Origin of the sequence: Pseudoduganella sp. (assembly GCF_041914865.1) — a bacterium.
Lineage (GTDB): Bacteria > Pseudomonadota > Gammaproteobacteria > Burkholderiales > Burkholderiaceae_D > Rugamonas.
Map to the genome: position 1 here is coordinate 19,822 of NZ_JAYSCO010000010.1, position 19,860 is coordinate 39,681.

Consider the following 19,860-nt stretch of genomic DNA (forward strand, 5'->3'; position numbering starts at 1 on the left):
CTTTCCATGCATATCAGTCATCCAGCCCCTTGCCGGCCAGGATTTGCGGCATGCATTTTTCCACGCGCGATTCGCGGGTCTTGGCTTGCTTGGCGGACGAGAAATGCAGCAGGTAGCCGCGCTGGCGGCCCGGGGTCAGGGCGTAGAAGGCTTCGGCCAGGGCCGGATGCTCGTCCAGCTTTTGCAGGAATTCTTCCGCCATCGGGAAATCGCTGGTGTCCTTGAAGGCCACCTTGGCGCCGGACTTCTCGATTGCAATGGCTTCTTCGATGTAGGCTTTGATGATCTTCGCTTGCTGCTTGATCTCGTCCAGCCCGGTGAAGCGCAGCTGGCGCCCGGCTTGCACGTTGGCGGTCTGCTGCACCAGGATGCCTTCGGGGTCCTGCATCAGCGAGCCTTTGAAGAACAGCAGCGCGCAGTATTCCTTGAAGCCGTGGATCAGCACCACATTGCCATCGTTATAGGTGAAACAGGCGCAGCCCCACTTGGTCTCCTCGGTCAGGTGCGTGGAGAGGACAATCTTGCGCAGCGCCTCAAACTCTTTGTGCCAACGTTCTTCAGCCATGTTCGCCTCCGTGTTCTTGTTGGCGACAATGCTACTTCAAAATGACCGAATACGCCTCACGCAATGTTCCAGGTAGCGCCTGGACGGAGATGCCTTGCTTACGCATCGCGGCCCTCAGCTGGCTTGATCCTTGATAGGCTTGCACCATGCGCGATGCATGGTCGTTTGCCAGCGCCAGCAGGATTGGTTCCGGTATTTCACCAGCCAGAAGCGGCTCGAACATGGCGCGTGCAGGCGCCTCGAACACAACGCAGCGTTCGCCGGAGATGCTGAATATGACGCCGGCATCATCGAGTTCGTATCGAGGAATCTCCGGTGGGTATGGATGCGTACGGATCGAGTAGCCACCGACAAGATAGTAGGCCCCTGCGTTCGCTGTCCGCGCCATGGCGAATACGTACCAGTTGCTCTTGATGCTGTCCCTGTCGGCCAGCGTCGGGCATGGCGCGAGCTGCTGTGGCGACAAGCGCTCGAAGTTGACCAATGTACGGTCGTAGCGCAACCCGAGCAACGGGTCGCGCAGCAAACGAGGTGAATTGTCCGCCGCACTTGCCACGCTTGCCAGCAACAGGCAAAGGATCGCAACCTTAGCGTTACGGACGATATATCGCATAGCTTGGCTTCTCTTTACGATAAACAGGGCCAGGCCAGAAACCGCTCTGCACGAAATCTGGCTGCGCCAAGGTGTTCGCTCCTCCGGCCGCGAGCGCGATCCGAATGTGCTTGGCGCATTTGCCTAGTATCGAAGGAAGAACGATGAAGAGTACTGACGAAGCGCAACGCCGGTGCCGGTGCGATACATATGATTTGCGCGTGCCATACCCGGAAGGGAAATGGCTGCAATGCGGCTACGGCATGTTACTGCCTGCACGATCAGGGGAAAGAAGGGCGATAAGGCGGGACGGAACGTGTTCAGCGTCGAGTGCCGCTGAACACGTTCGAGGAGAGGATTACGCCTGCTCGAGGACGTTATGCGCCTGCACGTCGGCGTGGTACGAGGAACGCACCATGGCGCCGACCGCGGCGTGGGCGAAGCCCATTTTGTAGGCTTCGTCTTCGAACATCTTGAAGACGTCAGGGTGCACGTAACGGCGCACCGGCAGGTGGCTGTTGGACGGCGCCAGGTACTGGCCGATGGTCAGCATGTCGATGTCGTGCTCGCGCATATCGCGCATCACCTGCAGGATCTCTTCGTCGGTCTCGCCCAGGCCGACCATCAGGCCGGACTTGGTCTTGACGTGCGGGTAGCGTGCCTTGAAGTCTTTCAACAGCTTCAGCGAGTGCAGGTAGTCGGCGCCCGGGCGCGCTTCCTTGTACAGGCGCGGCACCGTTTCCAGGTTGTGGTTCATCACGTCCGGCAGGCCGCCGGCGAAGATGTCCAGCGCTTTTTCCAGGCGGCCGCGGAAGTCCGGCACCAGCACTTCAACCTGGGTCTTGGGCGACAGTTCCTTGGTCTTGGTGATGCACTCGACGAAGTGGCCGGCACCGCCGTCGCGCAGGTCGTCACGGTCCACCGAGGTGATCACCACGTAGGACAGGCGCAGCTTGGCGATGGTGTTGGCCAGGTTGATCGGTTCCTGGGTATCGAGCGGATCGGGACGGCCGTGGCCCACGTCGCAGAACGGGCAGCGGCGGGTGCACTTGTCGCCCATGATCATGAAGGTAGCAGTACCCTTGCCGAAGCATTCGCCGATGTTCGGGCAGCTCGCTTCTTCGCACACGGTCACCAGCTTGTTCTCGCGCAGGATGTCCTTGATCTCGTAGAAGCGGGAAGAGGCCGATGCCGCTTTCACGCGGATCCACTCCGGCTTCTTCAGGCGCTCGGCCTGCTCGATCGGGATGATCTTGATCGGGATGCGGGAGGTCTTGTCGGCGCCTTTTTGCTTGTCGCTTGGGTTGTAAGTCATAAGCTGCTTTCAGGTTAATTCAGGTTCGGCCACCTGCAGCTGGAGGACCAGTTCGTCCGCCAGTGCCTGCTGCACATCGGCCAATGGGGCGATAACGCCCACGGTGCGCATGTCGACCGTTTCCAGGCCGGCATAGCCGCAAGGGTTTATCCAGCTGAATGGCGCCAGGTCCATGTCGACGTTCAGCGATACGCCGTGATAGGTGCAGCCATTGCCACGCACCTTCAATCCCAGCGCGGCGATCTTGGCGCCTTTCTTGGGGCCGCCGGACATATAGATGCCGGGCGCGCCTTCAACACGCTCACCGGCGAGATTATACGCGGCCAGCACATTGATGATCGCCTGCTCGATCTTGTTGACGAACTGGCGGGCGTACAGTTTTCCGCCCGGCTTGTTGCGGCGCAGGTCCATCATCAGGTAAATCACGACCTGGCCTGGGCCATGGTAGGTCACTTCGCCGCCGCGGTCGGTCTGCACGCAGGGAATGGCGGTGGCGCCGGCCAGCAGGTGGCCGCGGTCGGCGCCCAGGCCCAGGGTATAGACGGGCGGGTGCTCGACGATCCACAGTTCGTCGGGCGTGTCTTCCGTGCGCGCGTCGGTGAAGGCGCGCATGGCTGCAAACGTTGGCTCGTAATCGGCTTGGCCGAGATGGCGGATCACCGCCGGCTGGTTAGGCATAGGGATACAGGTCGGGAAAAGCCCCGCCATTATACCGGCCCCGCCCTTTCACTGCTTAATGACTAAGCAGTTTTATGCCGATTTCCTTAAGCTGGCATCAGGTTGATGTTCTTTAGCCAATCTTGCAGGGACTCGCGCTGCCACTGGTGGGCCACATAGTCCTTGAGCTTTTGCGGCACCGGGTCGCCGTTCATCACCAGGCGACTCAGCATGATGGCGAGGTCGGTATCGGCGATGCACCAGCGGCCGAACAGGTAAGGGCCGTCGATCACGCGTTCGGCCAGGTGCACCAGCTTGTCCGCTGCCGCCTGGGCGGCGGGGGATAGCGGCTGTTCGGCACGTTTGTAGAACACTGTGTAGGTGCTGCGTTCCTCGCGCAGCGCCAGCAGGTCGCTGCGCACCCAGGCCTGGATCTGGCGCGCGATGGCGCGCTTCTGCGGCAGCACCGGGTACAGGGCGCGGTGCTCGGGGGCGGGGAACATCTCTTCCAGGTATTCGGTGATCGCGCTGGATTCGGTCAGCATGAAGTCGTTGTGCACCAGGCAGGGCACGCGGCCGGTCAGGGCCTTGCCGGTATAGGACAGCTCCTTGTTCTTGCCCGCTTCCAGGTCGACCGTCTCCAGTTCGAAATCGAGACCCTTCTCGCGCAGCGCGACGAAGGCGGAAATGGCGTAAGGGCTGGTGAACTGGCTGTCCACATACAGTTTGAGGCTCATGGTGCGGCTCCGGCTTTGGTTAAGTTTATTCACATGGTATGCCTTGCCTGATGCTTGCCAAAACGATATATTTTCATTGGCCTTGTTACTTTTCCTCACATCGATATGCGTTTGCCGAACTTATCCGCCCTGCGCGCCTTCGAGGCGGCGGTGCGCCACGAGAATTTCTCGCGGGCGGCGGCGGAACTGTGCCTGACGCACGGCGCCATCAGCCACCAGGTGCGCGGGTTGGAAGAGGAACTGGGCGTGCAGCTGTTTGTGCGCAATGGGCGGCAGGTGACGGCCACGCCGGAGGCGCGGCGCTATGCGGCGACGGTGGCGCGCTGTTTGGCCGAGCTGGCGGAAGGGGCGGCGGAGTTGCGGCCGCCGGAGGGCGTGCAGCGCCTGAGCGTGACCGCCATCCCGTCGTTTGCGGCGCGCTGGCTGGCGCCACGGCTGGGGCAATTCATCGAGCAGCATCCGAATATCGAGGTGATCCTGCAGGCCAGCGGGCAGTTGCAGGACTTGGTGCGCGAGGGGATCGATGTCGGCATCCGCTTCGGCCGCGGCAAGTATCCGGGGCTCGATGTGGAACGGCTGATCGGGGAGATCTACTATCCTGTAGTGAGTCCTCGCTATCGCGGTGGACAACTGCCTGCTTGTCCACAGGACCTGGCGCAGGCAACGCTATTGCGTTCGAACGAGCCGTGGCTGCCCTGGTTCAAAGCGGCCGGACTCGCGTTGCCGGAGCCTTCCGGCGGTGTGATGTTCGAGGATTTGTCGATGCTGATCCGCTCCGCCGTCGACGGCGACGGGGTGGCGCTGGTGCGCCATGTGGTGGCGATGCAGGAAATCGCCTCGGGCCAGCTGGTGCGGCTGTTCGATATCGCCACGCCGTGCCCGGATGATTACTACCTGGTGAGTCCGCCCGCCGCCCTGCAGAAACCGCAGGTGCGGGCGTTCCGTGCGTGGCTGAAGGCGGAAATCGCCCGCAGCCAGCTGCTTACCGGACCTTAGAGGACCATCTTGACCATCGGGTGGCCGGACAGGGCGCGGTAAATATTGTCCAGCTGTTCACGGCTGGTAGCGCGCACGGTCACGGTCAGGCTGGTGTAGGTGCCCTTGGTGGAGGGACGCGATTCCATCCGGCCTTCGTGGAAAGTCGGGTCGTGCGCCACCACCACCTCGATAATCGTGGCGGCGAAGGCGTCGTGGGTAGCGCCCATCACCTTGATCGGGAAGTCGCTCGGGTACTCGATGAGGGACTCTTCAGGCGGGATGGGATTCATCATGATTTTTCCAATCTTGTAACAAAAAAAAAGACCCGGCGCGGTGCGAGTCGCGCCGGGTTCCATTTTACCTCGTTACGTATATGGCCCCGCCGGGCTACTTTTCAAGCCGCAAGCTGGCGCGCTGGACGAAGCGCAGCCCGGGTTCAGGCTCTTCGTAATGGATAAGGCCGAATTTTGAAAAATTCACCAGGACGCCACGGTTCAGGTACTGCCAATGCGCCTTGGGATACTCTGGACTGAATTCGTCTGTATCAATCGAGCACACAATCTCGCCCTCCGCGCTATTTCCTATCGCTACCTTGTCGCCCAGGTGGGCTTCTTCCCCGTTCAAGTACCTCATAATCATTCTCCGGTAAGCGCAAACGGCTCGATAGGTATAGCATCCGCCGGCAAATCGGCTATGGACGAGGCCCCAATCGGCTGCCAGAAACACCTGCCGTTGAACGGATTGTGCCTACCCGCACGGTCAATCCACTCACTGTTTTGCAAGGCTTGTTTGACATACGATACTCCCATTTTCGGCCGAAAAGGGCCAAGCATGGGGCGATCGTAGTCGAGCGCGCCAACAGCTCTTTGATTCCCGTCTAACATGTCTGGAATAAAAGGCGGCGCGCAGGTGGCGCGCCGCTGTCGGGCTGGAGTCAGGCGGTCGCGGGGGCCTTGTTGGACAGGCGCTGCAGGCGTTCCAGGGCGGATTCGTTGCCGTTGGCCGGGTTGGCGACGGATTTGCGGATCGCTTCGATCTCGGCCGCCTGGTCATACGGGCGCTGGCCGATGTCGGAGACGATCTTCATGCCTTCCGCTTCGTTGGCGATCGACTGGGCGCGCTTGGTCAGCGCGTTCAGGGCGCTGGTGTTGCCACGCATGCCGGACAGGCTGGCCAGCTGGCTCTGGCGCTCGGCGCGCACTTGCTGCAGGTCGCGCTGGGCCTTGGCCTGGGCCAGGGCCTGCATCGCTTTCTTGGCGGCGGCGTCGAAGTCGGCCAGCTGCTGCGACAGGGCGTCGACAATCTTTTGCAACTCTTCCATATAAGCCTGGGCGTCGGCTTCTTCCTGGATTTCCTGCGGCAGGCGGTTCTTGTTGGCTTCCAGCTCGTCGCAGAACAGGTTGATGGTCGCTTCCGAAATCTGGCCGGCGGCCAGGCGTTCGGCCAGGGTGGCGGTGGCCTGTTCGTCGGTGGCGATCAGCTTGCGCAGGCGCACCACGTCGTCGCGCTCCTTGTTGAAGGCGGCGCGCGCCTGGGCCAGCTTTTGCGCGGCGCTGCGCAGGGTGTCGGCCAGGCGGTCGCGGTCGGCCTCGGTTGCCGTTTCCGGGTCAAAACTGGCGATCGCTTCCGACACACGGTCGCCCAGGGCGCCGAAGTGCTTGGAAATCAGTCGTGCAGTCAGGGACCAGCCGTTCGAGTTGCTCATTTTTTGCATCCTTTCAGTGAAGTTATGTGCGGCGGCCATTTACTGGATGGCCAGCCGTTCCTGCTCAACCGGGATCCCCACGACGAAGTCGACGTGTATCCCGCGTTTTCTTGCATCGCCGTTCACGCTCTGGAGGATCTCCGTCGTGACCAGCAGATATTCCTTGTTGCCGTCGGCCAGGCGGCGCGCGTAGGGCATGAAGTACAGCTCCTGCCGCAGGCCCTGCATGCCGCCGGCGTCGTCGATGCGGGTTTCGGTGCCCGTGAAGGGCGGCACGAAGCCGGCTTCGGGGTCGCCGACGTCGCGTTCGTAATCCAGCGCCTCACCGTCGCCAAAGGCGGTCGCCAGTTCCGGCGCGTCGTAGCCGCTGTCTTCCAGCTGGGCGCGCCAGAGGGCGAAGTTCAGGTCGCCCAGGCCGCTGCCGGCGGCGCCGGTATAGGCGTCCTGGTCTTCCGCCGTGGCCGGGATCACGCGCACCAGCTGTGTGCAGTACAGGATTTCCTGCACGGCGCCGTGTTCGTCCACATACAGCTGGAGGAACTTCTCGCCTTCATCGTCGTCGCCCTTGGCCAGGTAATAGCGGTACAGGCGGCCCGCCATCGACAGCTTGAACTGGGAGATGGCGAGGATGCGCGTATCCTCGGCGTCCGGCAGCGCAACCAGGGAGCCGTTGGCGCTGGCACGCAGCAGCGGCGACATCTGCAGGGTCACCAGGCTGCCGATGCGGGCGTCCAGCGGCAGGGCGCGGTCTTCGGCCGGCGCAGCGTCGCCTTCCACGCCGCGCTTTTTGGCGCCGCCGCGCAGGTATTCGATCGCGTCTTTCCAGCCCATCTCCTTAGTTCCTTTCAAACGAATAGTTAGCGTGCTTTTTCACTGCTTGTGCCCCGGACATCAGGCGGAAGGCTTTCCACACCAGCCACACCATGCCGCCGACCAGAAGCAGGACGGCAAGCTTGGCGATGATGCCGGCTTCGCTGGCCGCCGGTTGGGCGGCGGGCTGTGCTGGCTCGGCCTTGGCGGGCGCGGCGCGGGCGGCATCGCTGCCCTCGCTCACGGTGGCGATATCGCCAGCGCCAGCGGCGTCCGCCATGGCGCCGACGTTGCCCGGGGCCGGCGCCGGGGCCGGTGCCGGAGCCGGCGCTGCCGCCGGTGGCGCGGCGGCGTGGCTGCCGGCGGCGTGGCCCAGCATGAAGCCGCCGATGCCCCACAGCCAGCCGTTGTTGCCGTCGCGGACCACCACCGGGGCGGGTGCGCTGGTGGCGCCGCCGGCCGGCACACCCTGGCGGGCAAAGCTGCCGCCAGTGCCGCCCGGGCCGCCGGGCAGGACGGGCTTGAGCGGCGGCAGCGGCGCCGCGCCAGCTCCGGCGGCGCCCGCCGCGCCCGGGGCGGCAGGGCGGCTGCCGTTCGCTGCGCTGTTGGCGTAGCGGCGTGTGTCGTACGTGCGCAAGGCCTGTTCCTGCGCCGCTTTGCGGTCGAGGTCGCGCGACATGGCCGACTCGCGTTGTGGCGCGCGCGCTGCAGCCGGCGCCTGCGCCTGCCGCTTGCCGAAGCTGCCGAAGGCCGGCTGGCGTTGCGTGCCGACGCTGCGCGAAACATTGCTTTTGCCCGAGGAAAAGCCGCTGCGGAACGAGCCGCCGGGCCGGGCATCGGCCGTGTTGGCGACCGTGATTGCCACCACGATGGCCGCGATGGCCGCGAAGCGAGTGCGCTTGAACATGAAATTCACCGTTGTCAGGTAGTTAAACTTTCGATGAAAATCAGGATATCGTTCCAACAATCGCCGTGCATCGGTAAAAAAAGGCCAGCTTCACCATGACTAAGAAATACCTGGACATGAACCAACACGACGCGCTCTACAAAGTGGCGCGCACTTTCCCCGGCGGCATCGAGGCGCTTGCCCAGCAAATGGGCATCTCCGCCAATGTGCTGCGCAATAAGCTGGCGCCGACCATCGCTTCGCATTACCCGTCGTTCGAAGAAGTCTCCACCATCGTGGACCTGTGCCACCGGGCTGGCGTGCATGAAGCGATGCTGCCGCTGCACGCGCTGCTGACACGGCATGGCATGGCGGCCTTTATCGTGCCGGTGCCGGATGAAGTGAATACAGACGACCTGTCGCAGACCGTGTGCAAGGTGATGGCCCAGGTGGGCGCGGTGGCGGAGGCCGTGTCGATGGCCTTGATGGATGGGAAAGTGACGGAGGTGGAAGCCGACCTGATCGAGCGCGAATTCCATGGCGCGCTGTCGGCGCTGGGCGAGTGGCGCGAGCGGATCCGCCAGCGCACCCGCGTCGCGAAATAAAAAAAGCCCGCCGGACCGGAGCGGTGCGGCGGGCGAGGGCTGATTGCTTAACGGCGGTCGCGCCCGTTGTCTTCTTCGCGGCGCTCGCGTGGTTCACGGCGCTGCTGTGGCTGCTGCTGCGGTTGCGGCTGTGCCTGCGGTTGCGGCTGGGCCTGCGGCGCTGGCGCCATCTGGACCGGGCGCGCCGGGGCCATCTGCATCTGCGGCGCCTCGCGGCGGCCGCGGTCTTCGCGCGCTTCGCGCACCTCACGTTCCTGGCGCGGCTCGAAGCGTGGCTCCGGGCGCGCTTCGTTGCGCATCTCGGGGCGTTCGATGCGGGGCTGCGGCTCGAAGCGCGGCTGCGGCGTTGGCTGGAACTGCTGCGGCTGCTGGGCGGGCGGCGTGGTCATCAGGGCGCCCGGCTGCGCTTGCTGGGTGCTGGTCACCGAGCGGCGCGGCTCATTGCGGTTGCGCCAGGCGTTGCGCTCTTCCTCGTCGCTGCGCGTGATGCTGGAGCGCGGCGCCGGCATTTGCTGCAGCTGTTGCGGCTGCGGCAGTTGCTGGCGCGGCTGCTCCTGGCGTTCTTCGCGGATCATGCGGTCCGGGCCGCGCAACTCGGGGCCGCGCTCGACGCTACGGTCAACGCTGCGGTCAACGCCGCGTTCGATGCGCTCGCGGTTGCCACGCTCGTCACGCTCGCCACGGTTCTGCCATTCCTGGCGCGCCGGGCGCACCTGGGCCGCCGTGACCTGCGGCGGCGTCACCATTTGCGGCACGTTGCGCACATCCTGCGGCGCCACGCGCGCCACGTTCGAGACGGAGATGCGGCGGCCACGGTCGAACTGATCGCGCGGCAGGGCGGTCACGCCATCGCGGCGGCCGTCGTGGTCGCGGTCTTTGTAGCGGTCATGCCAGCGGTCGTTGCTGCGGTGGTTCCACACCAGGCGGCGCTCGTAGTCCGGCGAAATGCGGTAGCCCGGCACATAGCGGTCGCGCGGGGTCAGCGGATACCAGCCGACGGCAGGGCCGGAACGGCCGGAACCGAAACTGACGCTCCAGTTGTTACCGCCGACCCAGCCCACCAGGGCGGGCGACCACACCGGGCGGCCAACGAAGCGGCCCGGGGTCCAGCACCAGCGGCCGCTCACCACCACCCAGCGGCCATAGTGGAATGGGGCATAACCCCAAGGCGCGTTATCGATCCAGGTCCAGCCCCATGGGGAAATCCAGGCCCAGCGGCCGTCGCGGTAGGGCGCCCAGCCGGCCGGCACGGCGCGCGGGAACCAGACGGTGCCATACTCGCGGTCTTCGACCCAGTTACCGTACTGGTCCAGGTCTTCGTAACCGGTCATGTCGGACGGCACATAGCGCGAAGCGACCAGGCCTTCCTCGCGGCGGTCGCGGGTGGTGACCCAGTCGTCAAAGCGGTCGCGCACGGCCAGGGCGGTGAAGATATCGTCGCCGCGCACTTCCACGCGCTTGCCGGCACGGGCGGCCAGCATATTGCCGCCGCCTTCCACCCGCACATTGCCGGCAAAGACATTGACCACGGTGGTGTCGGGCGCGCGCTCGGTATCGACGCGGAAGGCGCCCGGCTCGGTCAGGGTGATGCGGGCTTGCGGCGTGGTGAATTCGAATTCATTGAGCATGGCCGGGTCGCGCAGGCGCACGCTGGCGGTGCCGTAATTGAGGCGCAGGCGCAGGCGTTCGTCGTCCAGCTGCTCCACCTCGATGTCGGAATCGCCGTCCAGGCGCACAGCGGCCGAGCCAACGCGGAATTCGGCGCGCGCGCCGGGGGCGGTGGTCAGGTGGTTGTCGGTGGTGACCGGCCAGTTCATCAGGTTGCCGGACTCTTCCTCACCGTTGACCAGCATGGTCACCTTGCCCTCGGCAACCGTGACACGACCCACCCGGGCGGGCGGGTCGGCCATGGCAACCGACGATACGGCAACCAGGGCTGCCAGCATCAGGAAGTGCAGGATCTTGCGACTCATTTCTCTTCTCCAAAAGGGGAACTGCTTAGCGTTTTTTTGTTTTTATTTAACGCTTGAGGCCGGGAAGCGACGACGCAAGTTACAAAGATTTTCAAATAGGGGTGAAGCGCTGCACCTGCTTGCCATCGACCTCGATCAGCTCGAAGAACACTTCACGCGGGCGGCACCAGATCGAGCCATTGGCCGCCTTGTAGACGATCATGGTGCTGAGGTCGGACTCCAGGGTGGCCTCGCACACCAGCTCATAGAGCCCGCCTTTGTAATGGCGGAATTGGGTAGTCATGCTTGTGCGCCTCCACGCTTGACAAAGAACAGGGCGCCGCCGATCAGCATCAGCAAGCCGCCGAATACGCGATTTTGCAGCCTGATCGCGGCAGATTCGCGGAAGAAGCGCTGCATAGACGACGCCAGGAAGGCGTAGCCATGCATCACCACCAGGTCGATCACGAACATGGTGGCCGCCAGGATGGCCAGCTGCGGCAGCACCGGCGCATGCTGGTTGATGAACTGCGGCAGCACCGCCACCATGAAAATGATGCCCTTGGGGTTGGTGGCATTGGTCAGGAAACCGATCATGAAGCGCTTGCGGAACGACGGCAGGGCCGCCTGCGCGGCCTGGATGCCGTCGCCGGCGGCGGCTTTGGCGCGCCATTGGCTCAAGCCCAGCCAGATCAGGTAGAGCGCACCCACCGTTTTCACCACGCTGAAGGCGAATTCGGAGGCGATCAGCAGCGATCCTACGCCGGCGCCGGCAATCGCCAGCACCAGCAGCAGCCCCAGTTGCAGGCCAAGGATGGTGGCCGAGGTGCGCTTCACACCGTAGGACAAGCCATGCGACATGGACAGCACGGCGCCCGCCCCAGGCGAGACGGCGATGATGCCGGCCGCGATGACGAAGGTGATCCAGGTGGTGAAATTCATGGCCGATTACCGACGAAAAAGAAGCCATTGTAGCGTCGAAGACGCCCGCCGGCAGCGGCGGCATGTTAGATTGTCGATCCTGTAATTATTTCTTTGGAGTTATAAGAATGGCCGGTTCCAGCCTGCTTGCACTGATCGACGATATTGCCACCATCCTGGACGATGTGGCTGCCATGAGCAAAGTGGCGGCCAAGAAGACTGCCGGGGTCCTCGGCGACGACCTGGCGCTGAATGCGCAGCAGGTGGCGGGGGTGCAGGCCGACCGCGAATTGCCCGTGGTGTGGGCGGTTGCCAAGGGTTCCATGATCAATAAAGCCATCCTGGTGCCGGCGGCGCTGGCCATCAGCGCCTTCGCGCCCTGGGCCATTACGCCGCTGCTGATGCTGGGCGGCGCCTACCTGTGCTTCGAGGGCTTCGAGAAGATCGCCCACAAATTCCTGCACTCCAAGGCGGAAGACGAGCAGCACCACCAGCAACTGGTGGCAGCCGTGTCGAACCCGGACGTTGACCTGGTAGCCATGGAAAAGGACAAGATCAAGGGCGCGGTGCGCACCGACTTCATCCTGTCGGCCGAGATCATCGTGATCGCGCTGGGCACGGTGGCGGCGGCGCCGTTCTCGCAACAGGTGGCGGTGCTGGTGGCTATTGCCGTGGCCATGACGGTCGGCGTGTACGGCCTGGTGGGCGCCATCGTGAAGATGGATGATGCCGGCCTGTACCTGAGCCAGCGCGCCGGCGGCGGCGCCCAGCTGCTGGGCCGCGCCCTGCTGAGCGCAGCGCCCAAGCTGATGAAATTCCTGTCGGTGGCCGGCACCCTGGCCATGTTCATGGTCGGCGGCGGCATCCTGACGCACGGCATCCACGCCCTGCACGATGCGATCCAGCATGCCGGCACGGCGGCCGGCGCAGTGGCCGGCGTCGGCCCGCTGCTGGGCCTGGTGGTCCCCTCCACCCTGGACGCCATCGCCGGCGTGGTGGCCGGCGCTGTGGTGCTGGCGGTGGTTGCCCTCGGCAGCAAGCTGTTGAGCGCGATCAAACGTTAACCCCCCGCGATCTGTTCTGATCACCCATGGCGGCCACGCGGCCGCCATTTTATCTTAATAAGGAGACAATATGACTACGCCAGCCCGTCCTTCCGGCGCCTTCGTCGGCGCCTCCTGGGCCGCCCTGCTGTTCGGCGCGATCGCCTTCCTGACCGGCCTGTGGAATGCGAGCATGCAACTGAATGAGAAGGGCTATTACCTGACCCTGCTGCTCTACGGCCTGTTTGCCGCCGTCTCGCTGCAAAAGTCGGTGCGCGACCGCCTGGAAGGCATCAAGGTGTCGAACATGTACTTCGGCCTGTGCTGGATTTCCCTGGCCTCGGCCCTGCTGCTGATGGCGGTCGGCCTGTGGAACGCCACCCTGGCGCCGAGCGAAAAGGGCTTCTACGCCATGTCCTTCGCCATGGCCCTGTTCGCGGCGGTAGCGGTGCAGAAGAATGTACGGGACGTGGCGGCCAGCCCGGCGGCCGACCAACCCAGCCAGATTTGATCTACATCATTAAAATTGCGCGCCTAAGTCCCTAGACTTATCCCTGTGATCTTGCGTCATGGCAAGAATTTCAACAGGGAGCGCGCAATGCGGAAGAATTTACCGGTAACCGATAACGAAGTTGAACTGGACGAAGACCAGGCCATCGTTTCCAAGACTGACCTGGAAGGCAACATCGTCTATGTGAACCCTTACTTCGAGCATATCAGCGGCTTCTCCGCTGAAGAGCTGCTGGGCCAGCCGCAAAATATCATCCGCCATCCGGACATGCCGGCCGAGGCGTTCGCCGACCTGTGGCACACCATCCGCGCCGGCATCCCCTGGACCGGCCTGGTAAAGAACCGCTGCAAGAACGGCGACTTCTACTGGGTCAAAGCCAACATCACCCCGATCAAGGAAAACGGCCGCACCATCGGCTATATGTCGGTGCGCACCAAGGCCGAACGGCACCAGGTGGCCGAGGCGGCCGACGCCTACCGCAAGATCGTGGCCGGCGCCACCAACCTGCGCATCAAGAACGGCCAGATCGTGCGCCTGGGCCTGGCCAACATGGTGGCGCGCCTGAGCCACGTGTCGCTGGCCATGCGCATCTGGCTGGCCACCAGCGTGGTCAACGTGCTGCAGATCGCGGTCTGCGTGGCCGCCCTGTTTGCCGACGGCACCAGCGATGTGACCCGCTACGGCATCTTCGGCGCCACCGCCTTCGGCTTCCTGATCAACGTCTTCCTGTGGTACACGCTGCGCGTCGGCATGCTGCAGCCGCTGGGCCGCGCGCTGGACGGCGCGCGCCTGATCGCGGCCGGCGACCTGACCGGCTCCTTCGACACCCACAGCACCGACGAAGTGGGCCAGCTGCTGCGCGCGCTGCAGCAGATGAACAACAACCTGATCGCCACCATCCGCGACGTGCGCTTCAATATCGATGCGATGGCCGTGGCCACCAAGCAGATCGCCGCCGGCAATTCCGACCTGGCCGGCCGCACCGAGTCGCAGGCCGCCAGCCTGGAAAAGACCGCCTCCAGCATCGAGGAATTCTCCTCGACCGTGAAAGCCAACGCCGAAAATTCCATGCAGGCCAACGACCTGGCCGTGAACGCCTCCGACGTGGCGGTGCAGGGCGGCGAGATCGTGTCCGAGGTGATCGCCACCATGGACGAAATCAACGCCTCCTCCAAGCGCGTGGTCGACATCATCGGCCTGATCGAAGGCATCGCCTTCCAGACCAACATCCTGGCACTGAACGCCGCGGTGGAAGCAGCGCGCGCCGGTGAGCAGGGCCGCGGCTTCGCCGTGGTGGCGGGCGAAGTGCGCAACCTGGCGCAACGCTCGTCGGCGGCGGCCAAGGACATCAAGCAGCTGATCGAAGTCTCGGTCGGCAAAGTCAGCACCGGCATGGAACGCGCCCAGCGCGCCGGCGCCACCATGGACCAGGTGGTGAACTCGGTCAAGCAGGTCACCAGCATCATGCACGAAATTTCCACCGCCTCGCGCGAACAGAGCATCGGCGTCGACCAGGTCAACCAGGCCGTCAACCACATGGACCAGGTGACGCAGCAGAACGCCGCGCTGGTCGAGGAAGCGGCGGCCGCCGCCGTCAGCCTGGCCGACGAAGCGGGCCACCTGCGCGACGCTTTCAGCCTGTTCAAGTTCGAACGCAACCGCCAAGCGCGCCTGGCGGCTGTCCCTTCGGCACGCGGCGCGCACGCGCGCCAGGCGCAGAAGCGCCTGGCCGCCTAACCCCGAACGAGAAACCACATGAACACCATCGCAGAACCATCCGTACAATTCGATGCAGAGCTGATCAGCCGCTTGAGCACTTCGGGTCCGCGCTATACCTCCTACCCGACCGCCGACCGCTTCAAGCCGGACTTCGGCTACTCCAGCTTCATCGAAGCGCAAGCCAACCTGCGCCTGCGCGGCGCGCGCGCGCCACTCTCGCTGTACATCCACATCCCGTTCTGCAATGTGGTCTGCTACTACTGCGCCTGCAACAAGGTGGTGACCAAGGACCGCAGCAAAGCCGCCACCTACCTCGGCTACCTGAAGCAGGAGATCGACATGCAGGGCAAGCTGTTCGCCGGCATGAACCGCGTCGAGCAGCTGCACTTCGGCGGCGGCACCCCGACCTACCTGGATGACGACCAGATGGGCGAGCTGCTGGCGCACCTGCGCAAGCATTTCGAGTTCGCGCCCGACGCGGAAGGGGAGTACTCGATCGAAATCGACCCGCGCACCGTGGACGCGGAGCGCATCCGCACCTTGCGCAAGCAGGGCTTCAACCGCGTCAGCATGGGCGTGCAGGATTTCGATCCGGACGTGCAGAAAGCCGTCAACCGCATCCAGCCGGCGCACGAAACCCTGGCCGTGATCCAGGCCGCGCGCGATGCCGGCTTCCGCTCCATCAGCGTGGACCTGATCTACGGCCTGCCGAAGCAGAACCTGGACACCATGCAGGCCACCATGGACAAGGTGATCGAGGCCGATCCGGACCGCATCGCCCTGTACAACTACGCCCACATGCCGCACCTGTTCAAGCCGCAGCGCCGCATCGCGGAGGACGAGCTGCCGTCGCCGGCCATGAAGCTGGACATGCTGGCCCTGTGCATCAAGCGCCTGACCGCTGCCGGCTACGTCTATATCGGCATGGACCATTTCGCCAAGCCGAACGACGACCTGGCCGTGGCGCAGCGCCAGGGCCGCCTGCACCGCAACTTCCAGGGCTACTCGACGCACGCCGAGACCGACCTGGTGGCGCTCGGCGTGTCGGCCATCAGCTCGGTGAACGGCACCTACAGCCAGAACGAGAAGACGCTGGACGAATACTATGCGCGCCTGGACGAAGGCCGCCTGCCGATCGCGCGCGGCTACGCCATGGACAATGACGACCGCCTGCGCCGCATGGTGATCCAGAACCTGATGTGCAATTTCGAGCTGTCGATTTCGGCGCTCGAGCTGGGCTATCCGATCCGCTTCAAGCAGTACTTCGCCAAGGAGCTGGACAAGCTGCGCGAGTACGAGCAGGACGGCCTGCTGGCGATCGAGGACGACTGGATCTCGGTCACGCCGAAAGGCCGCCTGCTGATCCGCAACATCTGCATGGTGTTCGACCGCCACCTGGCGCAGGACCGCGCCGCCGGCACCGCGCCGGGGCAGGTGCATCCGCTGCGCTTCTCGCGCACCATCTGAGGAGGCCATGAACCTGCTGCCCATCCTGCTTGCCGGCCTCGCCGGCAGCGTGCATTGCGCCGGCATGTGCGGCGGCATCGTCAGCGCGTTCAGCGCCGGCGCGCCGCGCAGCGGCGCTGCACGCGCGCAGGTGATCCCGATCGCGCCCGTACGCGCGGGCGCGGCGGCGGGCGCGGCGGCCGGCCACGTGCTGGCCTATAACGCCGGCCGCATCGGCAGCTATATGCTGGCGGGCGCGATGGCCGGCGGCCTGGCGGGCAGCGTTGCCAGCCTGGCGCGCGTGTCGGCCTTGCAGCTGGCCGGCTACTGGATGGCCAACCTGATGCTGGTCGCCATGGGGCTGTACCTGATGGACGCCTGGCGCGGCCTGGCGCGCATCGAAGCGGCTGGCGGCGTGCTGTGGCGCCGCCTGCAGCCGCTGGTCAAGCCACTGGTGCCGATGGATACGCCGCTCAAGGCCCTGGCCCTGGGCGGCCTGTGGGGCTGGGTACCGTGCGGCATGGTGTACAGCGTGCTGCTGACCGCCATGCTGAGCGGCTCGGCGCTGGACGGCGCGCTGGTGATGGGCGCCTTCGGCCTGGGCACGCTGCCGATGCTGCTGGCCATGGGCATGGCCGGCGCCCAGCTGCGCCAGTACCTGCAGCAGCGCGCCGTGCGCCTGGCCTGCGGCCTGCTGGTGCTGGGTTTCGGCCTGCTCGGCATGGTGCGCGCGGCCAGCGGCAGCCAGCACGGCTGGCTCGATCTCCTCTGCCTGACGGTGCAGCCATGATGATGAATGAAATCGCCGCCTGCTTCCACTGCGGCCAGCCGGTGGCCGCCAGCGCCAACTGGCATGTCGACATCGACGGCGTCCAGCGCGCCATGTGCTGCCCCGGCTGCGCCGCGGTGGCGCAGACCATCGTGGACATCGGCCAGTCGAGCTATTACCGCGAGCGCAGCGGCTATGCGGCCGGCCCGGGCGCTGCCAGCGGCGCCGCCGCGCCCGCCAGCGCTGCCGGCCTGGTGCCGGCCGCCCTGGCGCTGCCGGAAGACGACCCCAACATCATCGACGACGGCGATGCGCGCGAAACCACGCTGCTGGTGGAAGGCATCCGCTGCGCCGCCTGCGTGTGGCTGATCGAACACCGCCTGCGCCAGGTGGACGGCGTGCAGCAGGCCAGCCTGAACGTCGCCACCGAGAAGCTGTTCATCCGCTGGCACAAGGACAAGACCACCGCCGCCGCGCTGCTGGAGGCGGTGCGCAGCATCGGCTACAACGCCTGGCCCTACGACACCACGCGCCACGATGCGCAGCTGCAGAAGGCCAGCCGCACGCTGGGCCGCCAGCTGTTCGTGGCCGGCCTGTCGATGATGCAGGTGATGATGTACGTGGCGCCCGAATACATGGCCGGCGACGACGGCACGCTGGACGCCGGCATGGCCAGCCTGATGCGCTGGGCCAGCCTGCTGCTGACCCTGCCCGCTATCGCCTACTCCGCCCAGCCTTTCCTGAAAGGCGCCTGGGCCAGCCTGAAAGCGCGCGCGCTGGGCATGGATGTGCCGGTGGCGCTGGGCATCGTGGCCGCCTTCCTGGGCAGCGCGGTATCGACCGTGCGCGGCGCCGGCGAGGTGTATTACGACTCGGTCACCATGTTCATCTTCCTGCTGCTGGCCAGCCGCTACCTGGAAATGGTGGCGCGCCGCAAGGCGGCCAGCGCGCTCTCGCGCCTGCGCCATGCGGTGCCGGAGATGGCGCTGCGCCTGGCCTGCTGGCCGGAGTCGCGCGACGCTGTCGCCGTGCCGGCCAGCGCGCTGGCGGCGGGCGACCATATCGTGGTGAAGGTGGGCGAGGCGGTGGCCGCCGACTGCGTGGTGGCGGATGGCAGCACCGCCGTCGACCTGTCGCTGCTGACCGGCGAGAGCGCGCCGCAGCGCAAGGAAATCGGCGACGCGGTTCCGGGCGGCGCCATCAACGCCGGCAGCCCGGTCGTGCTGCGCGTCGAGAAGCCAAGCCGCGACAGCACCCTGGCCGGCCTGCTGAAACTGATCGAGCGCGCCGGCAGCGCCAAGCCGCAGATCGCGCAATGGGCCGACCGCACCGCATCCTGGTTCGTGGCCGCGCTGCTGCTGTTCGCAGCGGCCAGCTTCGGCTTCTGGAGCTGGTACGACGCGGCGCGCGCCTGGCCGGTGGCGATTGCGGTGCTGGTGGTGTCCTGCCCCTGCGCCTTGTCGCTGGCCACGCCTTCGGCGCTGGCGGCGGCGACCGACCGCCTGCTCGGCAAGGGCGCGCTGGTGGTGCAGCCGCACGTGCTGGAAACGCTGCACCGCGCCACCCATATCGTATTCGACAAGACGGGCACGCTGACCGAGGGCCGCCCCACCGTGCAGAGCGTGGACGCCATCGACGGCGCGCGCATCATCGGCATCCTGCGCGTGGCAGGAGCGCTGGAGGCGGGCAGCGCGCATCCGATCGCGCGCGCCATCAGCGCGGCGGCGGCGGCCCATGGCGCCGGTGCAGCCGGCGCCAGCGGGCTGCAGGAGCTGGCCGGGCAGGGCATGGAAGGCATGGTCAACGGCGTGCGCTACCGCCTCGGCACCGCCGCCTACGTGGCCGGCATCACCGGCAGCGGCGCGCCGCGCGTGGCGCGCGACGCCCATGCGCCGGACGCGCCGCTGACGGCGGTCTGGCTCGGCATGCAGGGGCGCTGGCTGGGACGCTTCCAGGTCAGCGACGCGCTGCGCGCCGATGCGCGCGCCACGGTGGAATTTTTCCAGAAGCAGGGCAAACAGGTCATCCTGCTCAGCGGCGACCAGCAGGCGCTGGCGGCCAGCGTGGCCGCGCAGCTGGGCATCGATGAAGCCATCGGCGACTGCATGCCGGAGGCCAAACTGGCCTATGTGCAGGCGCTGCAGGCACAGGGCGCGGTGGTGGCGATGGTGGGCGACGGCATCAACGACGCCGCCGTGCTGAGCGCCGCCGACGTCTCCTTCGCCATGGGCAGCGGTGCAACATTGGCACAAGTGCACGCCGACTGCGTGCTGCTCGACGCGCGCCTGCCGCTGCTGGTCGATACCGCCCGCAGCGCCGGCCGCACCATGCGCGTGATCCGCCAGAACCTGGCCTGGGCCACGCTGTACAACGTGCTGGCCATTCCGGCCGCAGCGATTGGCTTGCTCAACCCATGGCTGTCGGGCGTCGGCATGGCGGCCAGCTCCGCCATCGTCATCCTTAACGCCCTCCGCCTGCGCAGGAGTTAACAAAAATGGAATCACTTTATCTGCTCATACCGATCAGCGTCGGCCTGGTGTTCGGCGCGCTGTGGCTGTTCTTCAAGGCCTCCGACGACGGCCAGTTCGACGACATGGTGGGTCCCGCCATCCGAGTTTTACAGGACAACGACCGGATTTGATCCACGTC

Annotated in this window: 22 protein-coding genes; 9 read left to right on the forward strand and 13 right to left on the reverse strand. The window is 65.5% G+C overall.

Annotation, left to right across the window (positions count from 1 at the left end):
* Positions 1 to 13: 13 nt before the first annotated feature.
* The 5 genes from ACE3TQ_RS07070 to yfcF form a co-directional block, all read right to left on the reverse strand.
* The gene (locus tag ACE3TQ_RS07070) at positions 14 to 565 is read right to left on the reverse strand and encodes a YdeI family protein (protein ID WP_374581305.1); all 552 of its coding nucleotides are present in this window, start codon (positions 563 to 565) and stop codon (positions 14 to 16) included.
* Between the two features lie 31 nt (positions 566 to 596).
* Positions 597 to 1,178: a hypothetical protein gene (locus tag ACE3TQ_RS07075; protein ID WP_374581306.1), complete on the reverse strand. Its 582-nt coding sequence runs from the start codon at positions 1,176 to 1,178 to the stop codon at positions 597 to 599.
* A 337-nt stretch (positions 1,179 to 1,515) separates the two neighbouring features.
* Positions 1,516 to 2,472: a lipoyl synthase gene (gene lipA, locus ACE3TQ_RS07080; RefSeq protein WP_374581308.1), complete on the reverse strand. Its 957-nt coding sequence runs from the start codon at positions 2,470 to 2,472 to the stop codon at positions 1,516 to 1,518.
* Between the two features lie 9 nt (positions 2,473 to 2,481).
* The gene (lipB, locus tag ACE3TQ_RS07085; RefSeq protein ID WP_374581309.1) at positions 2,482 to 3,150 is read right to left on the reverse strand and encodes a lipoyl(octanoyl) transferase LipB; all 669 of its coding nucleotides are present in this window, start codon (positions 3,148 to 3,150) and stop codon (positions 2,482 to 2,484) included.
* A gap of 86 nt (positions 3,151 to 3,236) precedes the next feature.
* Positions 3,237 to 3,866, reverse strand: coding sequence for a glutathione transferase (gene yfcF, locus ACE3TQ_RS07090; protein ID WP_374581311.1), 630 nt, complete (start codon positions 3,864 to 3,866; stop codon positions 3,237 to 3,239).
* Between the two features lie 105 nt (positions 3,867 to 3,971).
* Here yfcF and gcvA point away from each other — a divergent pair, with 105 nt between their 5' ends.
* Positions 3,972 to 4,862 (forward strand): transcriptional regulator GcvA, encoded by an 891-nt coding sequence (gcvA, locus tag ACE3TQ_RS07095; protein WP_374581312.1) that lies wholly within the window; start codon positions 3,972 to 3,974, stop codon positions 4,860 to 4,862.
* Here gcvA and ACE3TQ_RS07100 read toward each other — a convergent pair.
* From ACE3TQ_RS07100 to ACE3TQ_RS07120, 5 genes are all read right to left on the reverse strand, one after another.
* Positions 4,859 to 5,134: a DUF493 family protein gene (locus ACE3TQ_RS07100; protein ID WP_374581409.1), complete on the reverse strand. Its 276-nt coding sequence runs from the start codon at positions 5,132 to 5,134 to the stop codon at positions 4,859 to 4,861. The genes gcvA and ACE3TQ_RS07100 overlap by 4 nt on opposite strands.
* 97 nt (positions 5,135 to 5,231) lie before the next feature.
* A complete protein-coding gene (locus ACE3TQ_RS07105; RefSeq protein ID WP_374581313.1) occupies positions 5,232 to 5,477 on the reverse strand; it encodes a hypothetical protein in 246 nt (81 codons plus the stop codon).
* A 301-nt stretch (positions 5,478 to 5,778) separates the two neighbouring features.
* The gene (locus ACE3TQ_RS07110) at positions 5,779 to 6,549 is read right to left on the reverse strand and encodes a hypothetical protein (RefSeq protein WP_374581314.1); all 771 of its coding nucleotides are present in this window, start codon (positions 6,547 to 6,549) and stop codon (positions 5,779 to 5,781) included.
* A gap of 39 nt (positions 6,550 to 6,588) precedes the next feature.
* Positions 6,589 to 7,380: a hypothetical protein gene (locus ACE3TQ_RS07115; protein WP_374581316.1), complete on the reverse strand. Its 792-nt coding sequence runs from the start codon at positions 7,378 to 7,380 to the stop codon at positions 6,589 to 6,591.
* 4 nt (positions 7,381 to 7,384) lie between these two features.
* Positions 7,385 to 8,266, reverse strand: a complete 882-nt coding sequence (locus tag ACE3TQ_RS07120; RefSeq protein WP_374581318.1) for a hypothetical protein — start codon at positions 8,264 to 8,266, stop codon at positions 7,385 to 7,387.
* A gap of 95 nt (positions 8,267 to 8,361) precedes the next feature.
* On the opposite strand from ACE3TQ_RS07120, the gene ACE3TQ_RS07125 reads away from it, so the two are divergent.
* A complete protein-coding gene (locus ACE3TQ_RS07125; protein WP_374581319.1) occupies positions 8,362 to 8,850 on the forward strand; it encodes a phage regulatory CII family protein in 489 nt (162 codons plus the stop codon).
* Positions 8,851 to 8,897: 47 nt separating this feature from the next.
* On the opposite strand, the gene ACE3TQ_RS07130 is transcribed toward ACE3TQ_RS07125, so the two are convergent.
* The 3 genes from ACE3TQ_RS07130 to ACE3TQ_RS07140 all read right to left on the reverse strand — a co-directional run bounded on the left by ACE3TQ_RS07130 (position 8,898) and on the right by ACE3TQ_RS07140 (position 11,744).
* Complete coding sequence (locus tag ACE3TQ_RS07130) at positions 8,898 to 10,823, reverse strand: DUF6600 domain-containing protein (protein ID WP_374581320.1); 1,926 nt, start codon at positions 10,821 to 10,823, stop codon at positions 8,898 to 8,900.
* Between the two features lie 91 nt (positions 10,824 to 10,914).
* A complete protein-coding gene (locus ACE3TQ_RS07135; protein WP_374581321.1) occupies positions 10,915 to 11,106 on the reverse strand; it encodes a DUF1653 domain-containing protein in 192 nt (63 codons plus the stop codon).
* Complete coding sequence (locus ACE3TQ_RS07140; protein WP_374581322.1) at positions 11,103 to 11,744, reverse strand: LysE family transporter; 642 nt, start codon at positions 11,742 to 11,744, stop codon at positions 11,103 to 11,105. The genes ACE3TQ_RS07135 and ACE3TQ_RS07140 overlap by 4 nt, the downstream gene beginning before the upstream one ends.
* Positions 11,745 to 11,851: 107 nt before the next feature.
* Here ACE3TQ_RS07140 and ACE3TQ_RS07145 point away from each other — a divergent pair, with 107 nt between their 5' ends.
* The 7 genes from ACE3TQ_RS07145 to ccoS all read left to right on the forward strand — a co-directional run bounded on the left by ACE3TQ_RS07145 (position 11,852) and on the right by ccoS (position 19,852).
* Positions 11,852 to 12,787: a DUF808 domain-containing protein gene (locus tag ACE3TQ_RS07145; protein WP_374581323.1), complete on the forward strand. Its 936-nt coding sequence runs from the start codon at positions 11,852 to 11,854 to the stop codon at positions 12,785 to 12,787.
* 70 nt (positions 12,788 to 12,857) lie between these two features.
* Complete coding sequence (gene yiaA, locus ACE3TQ_RS07150) at positions 12,858 to 13,277, forward strand: inner membrane protein YiaA (protein ID WP_374581324.1); 420 nt, start codon at positions 12,858 to 12,860, stop codon at positions 13,275 to 13,277.
* Between the two features lie 87 nt (positions 13,278 to 13,364).
* Positions 13,365 to 15,014 carry a methyl-accepting chemotaxis protein gene (locus ACE3TQ_RS07155; RefSeq protein WP_374581325.1) on the forward strand — a complete coding sequence of 550 codons (1,650 nt, stop codon included), beginning with the start codon at positions 13,365 to 13,367 and terminating at the stop codon, positions 15,012 to 15,014.
* An 18-nt stretch (positions 15,015 to 15,032) separates the two neighbouring features.
* Positions 15,033 to 16,463, forward strand: a complete 1,431-nt coding sequence (hemN, locus tag ACE3TQ_RS07160; RefSeq protein WP_374581326.1) for an oxygen-independent coproporphyrinogen III oxidase — start codon at positions 15,033 to 15,035, stop codon at positions 16,461 to 16,463.
* A gap of 7 nt (positions 16,464 to 16,470) precedes the next feature.
* A complete protein-coding gene (locus tag ACE3TQ_RS07165) occupies positions 16,471 to 17,232 on the forward strand; it encodes a sulfite exporter TauE/SafE family protein (protein ID WP_374581328.1) in 762 nt (253 codons plus the stop codon).
* A complete protein-coding gene (locus ACE3TQ_RS07170; protein WP_374581329.1) occupies positions 17,229 to 19,700 on the forward strand; it encodes a heavy metal translocating P-type ATPase in 2,472 nt (823 codons plus the stop codon). The genes ACE3TQ_RS07165 and ACE3TQ_RS07170 overlap by 4 nt, the downstream gene beginning before the upstream one ends.
* 5 nt (positions 19,701 to 19,705) lie before the next feature.
* Positions 19,706 to 19,852, forward strand: coding sequence for a cbb3-type cytochrome oxidase assembly protein CcoS (gene ccoS, locus ACE3TQ_RS07175; RefSeq protein ID WP_374581330.1), 147 nt, complete (start codon positions 19,706 to 19,708; stop codon positions 19,850 to 19,852).
* Positions 19,853 to 19,860 lie beyond the last annotated feature (8 nt).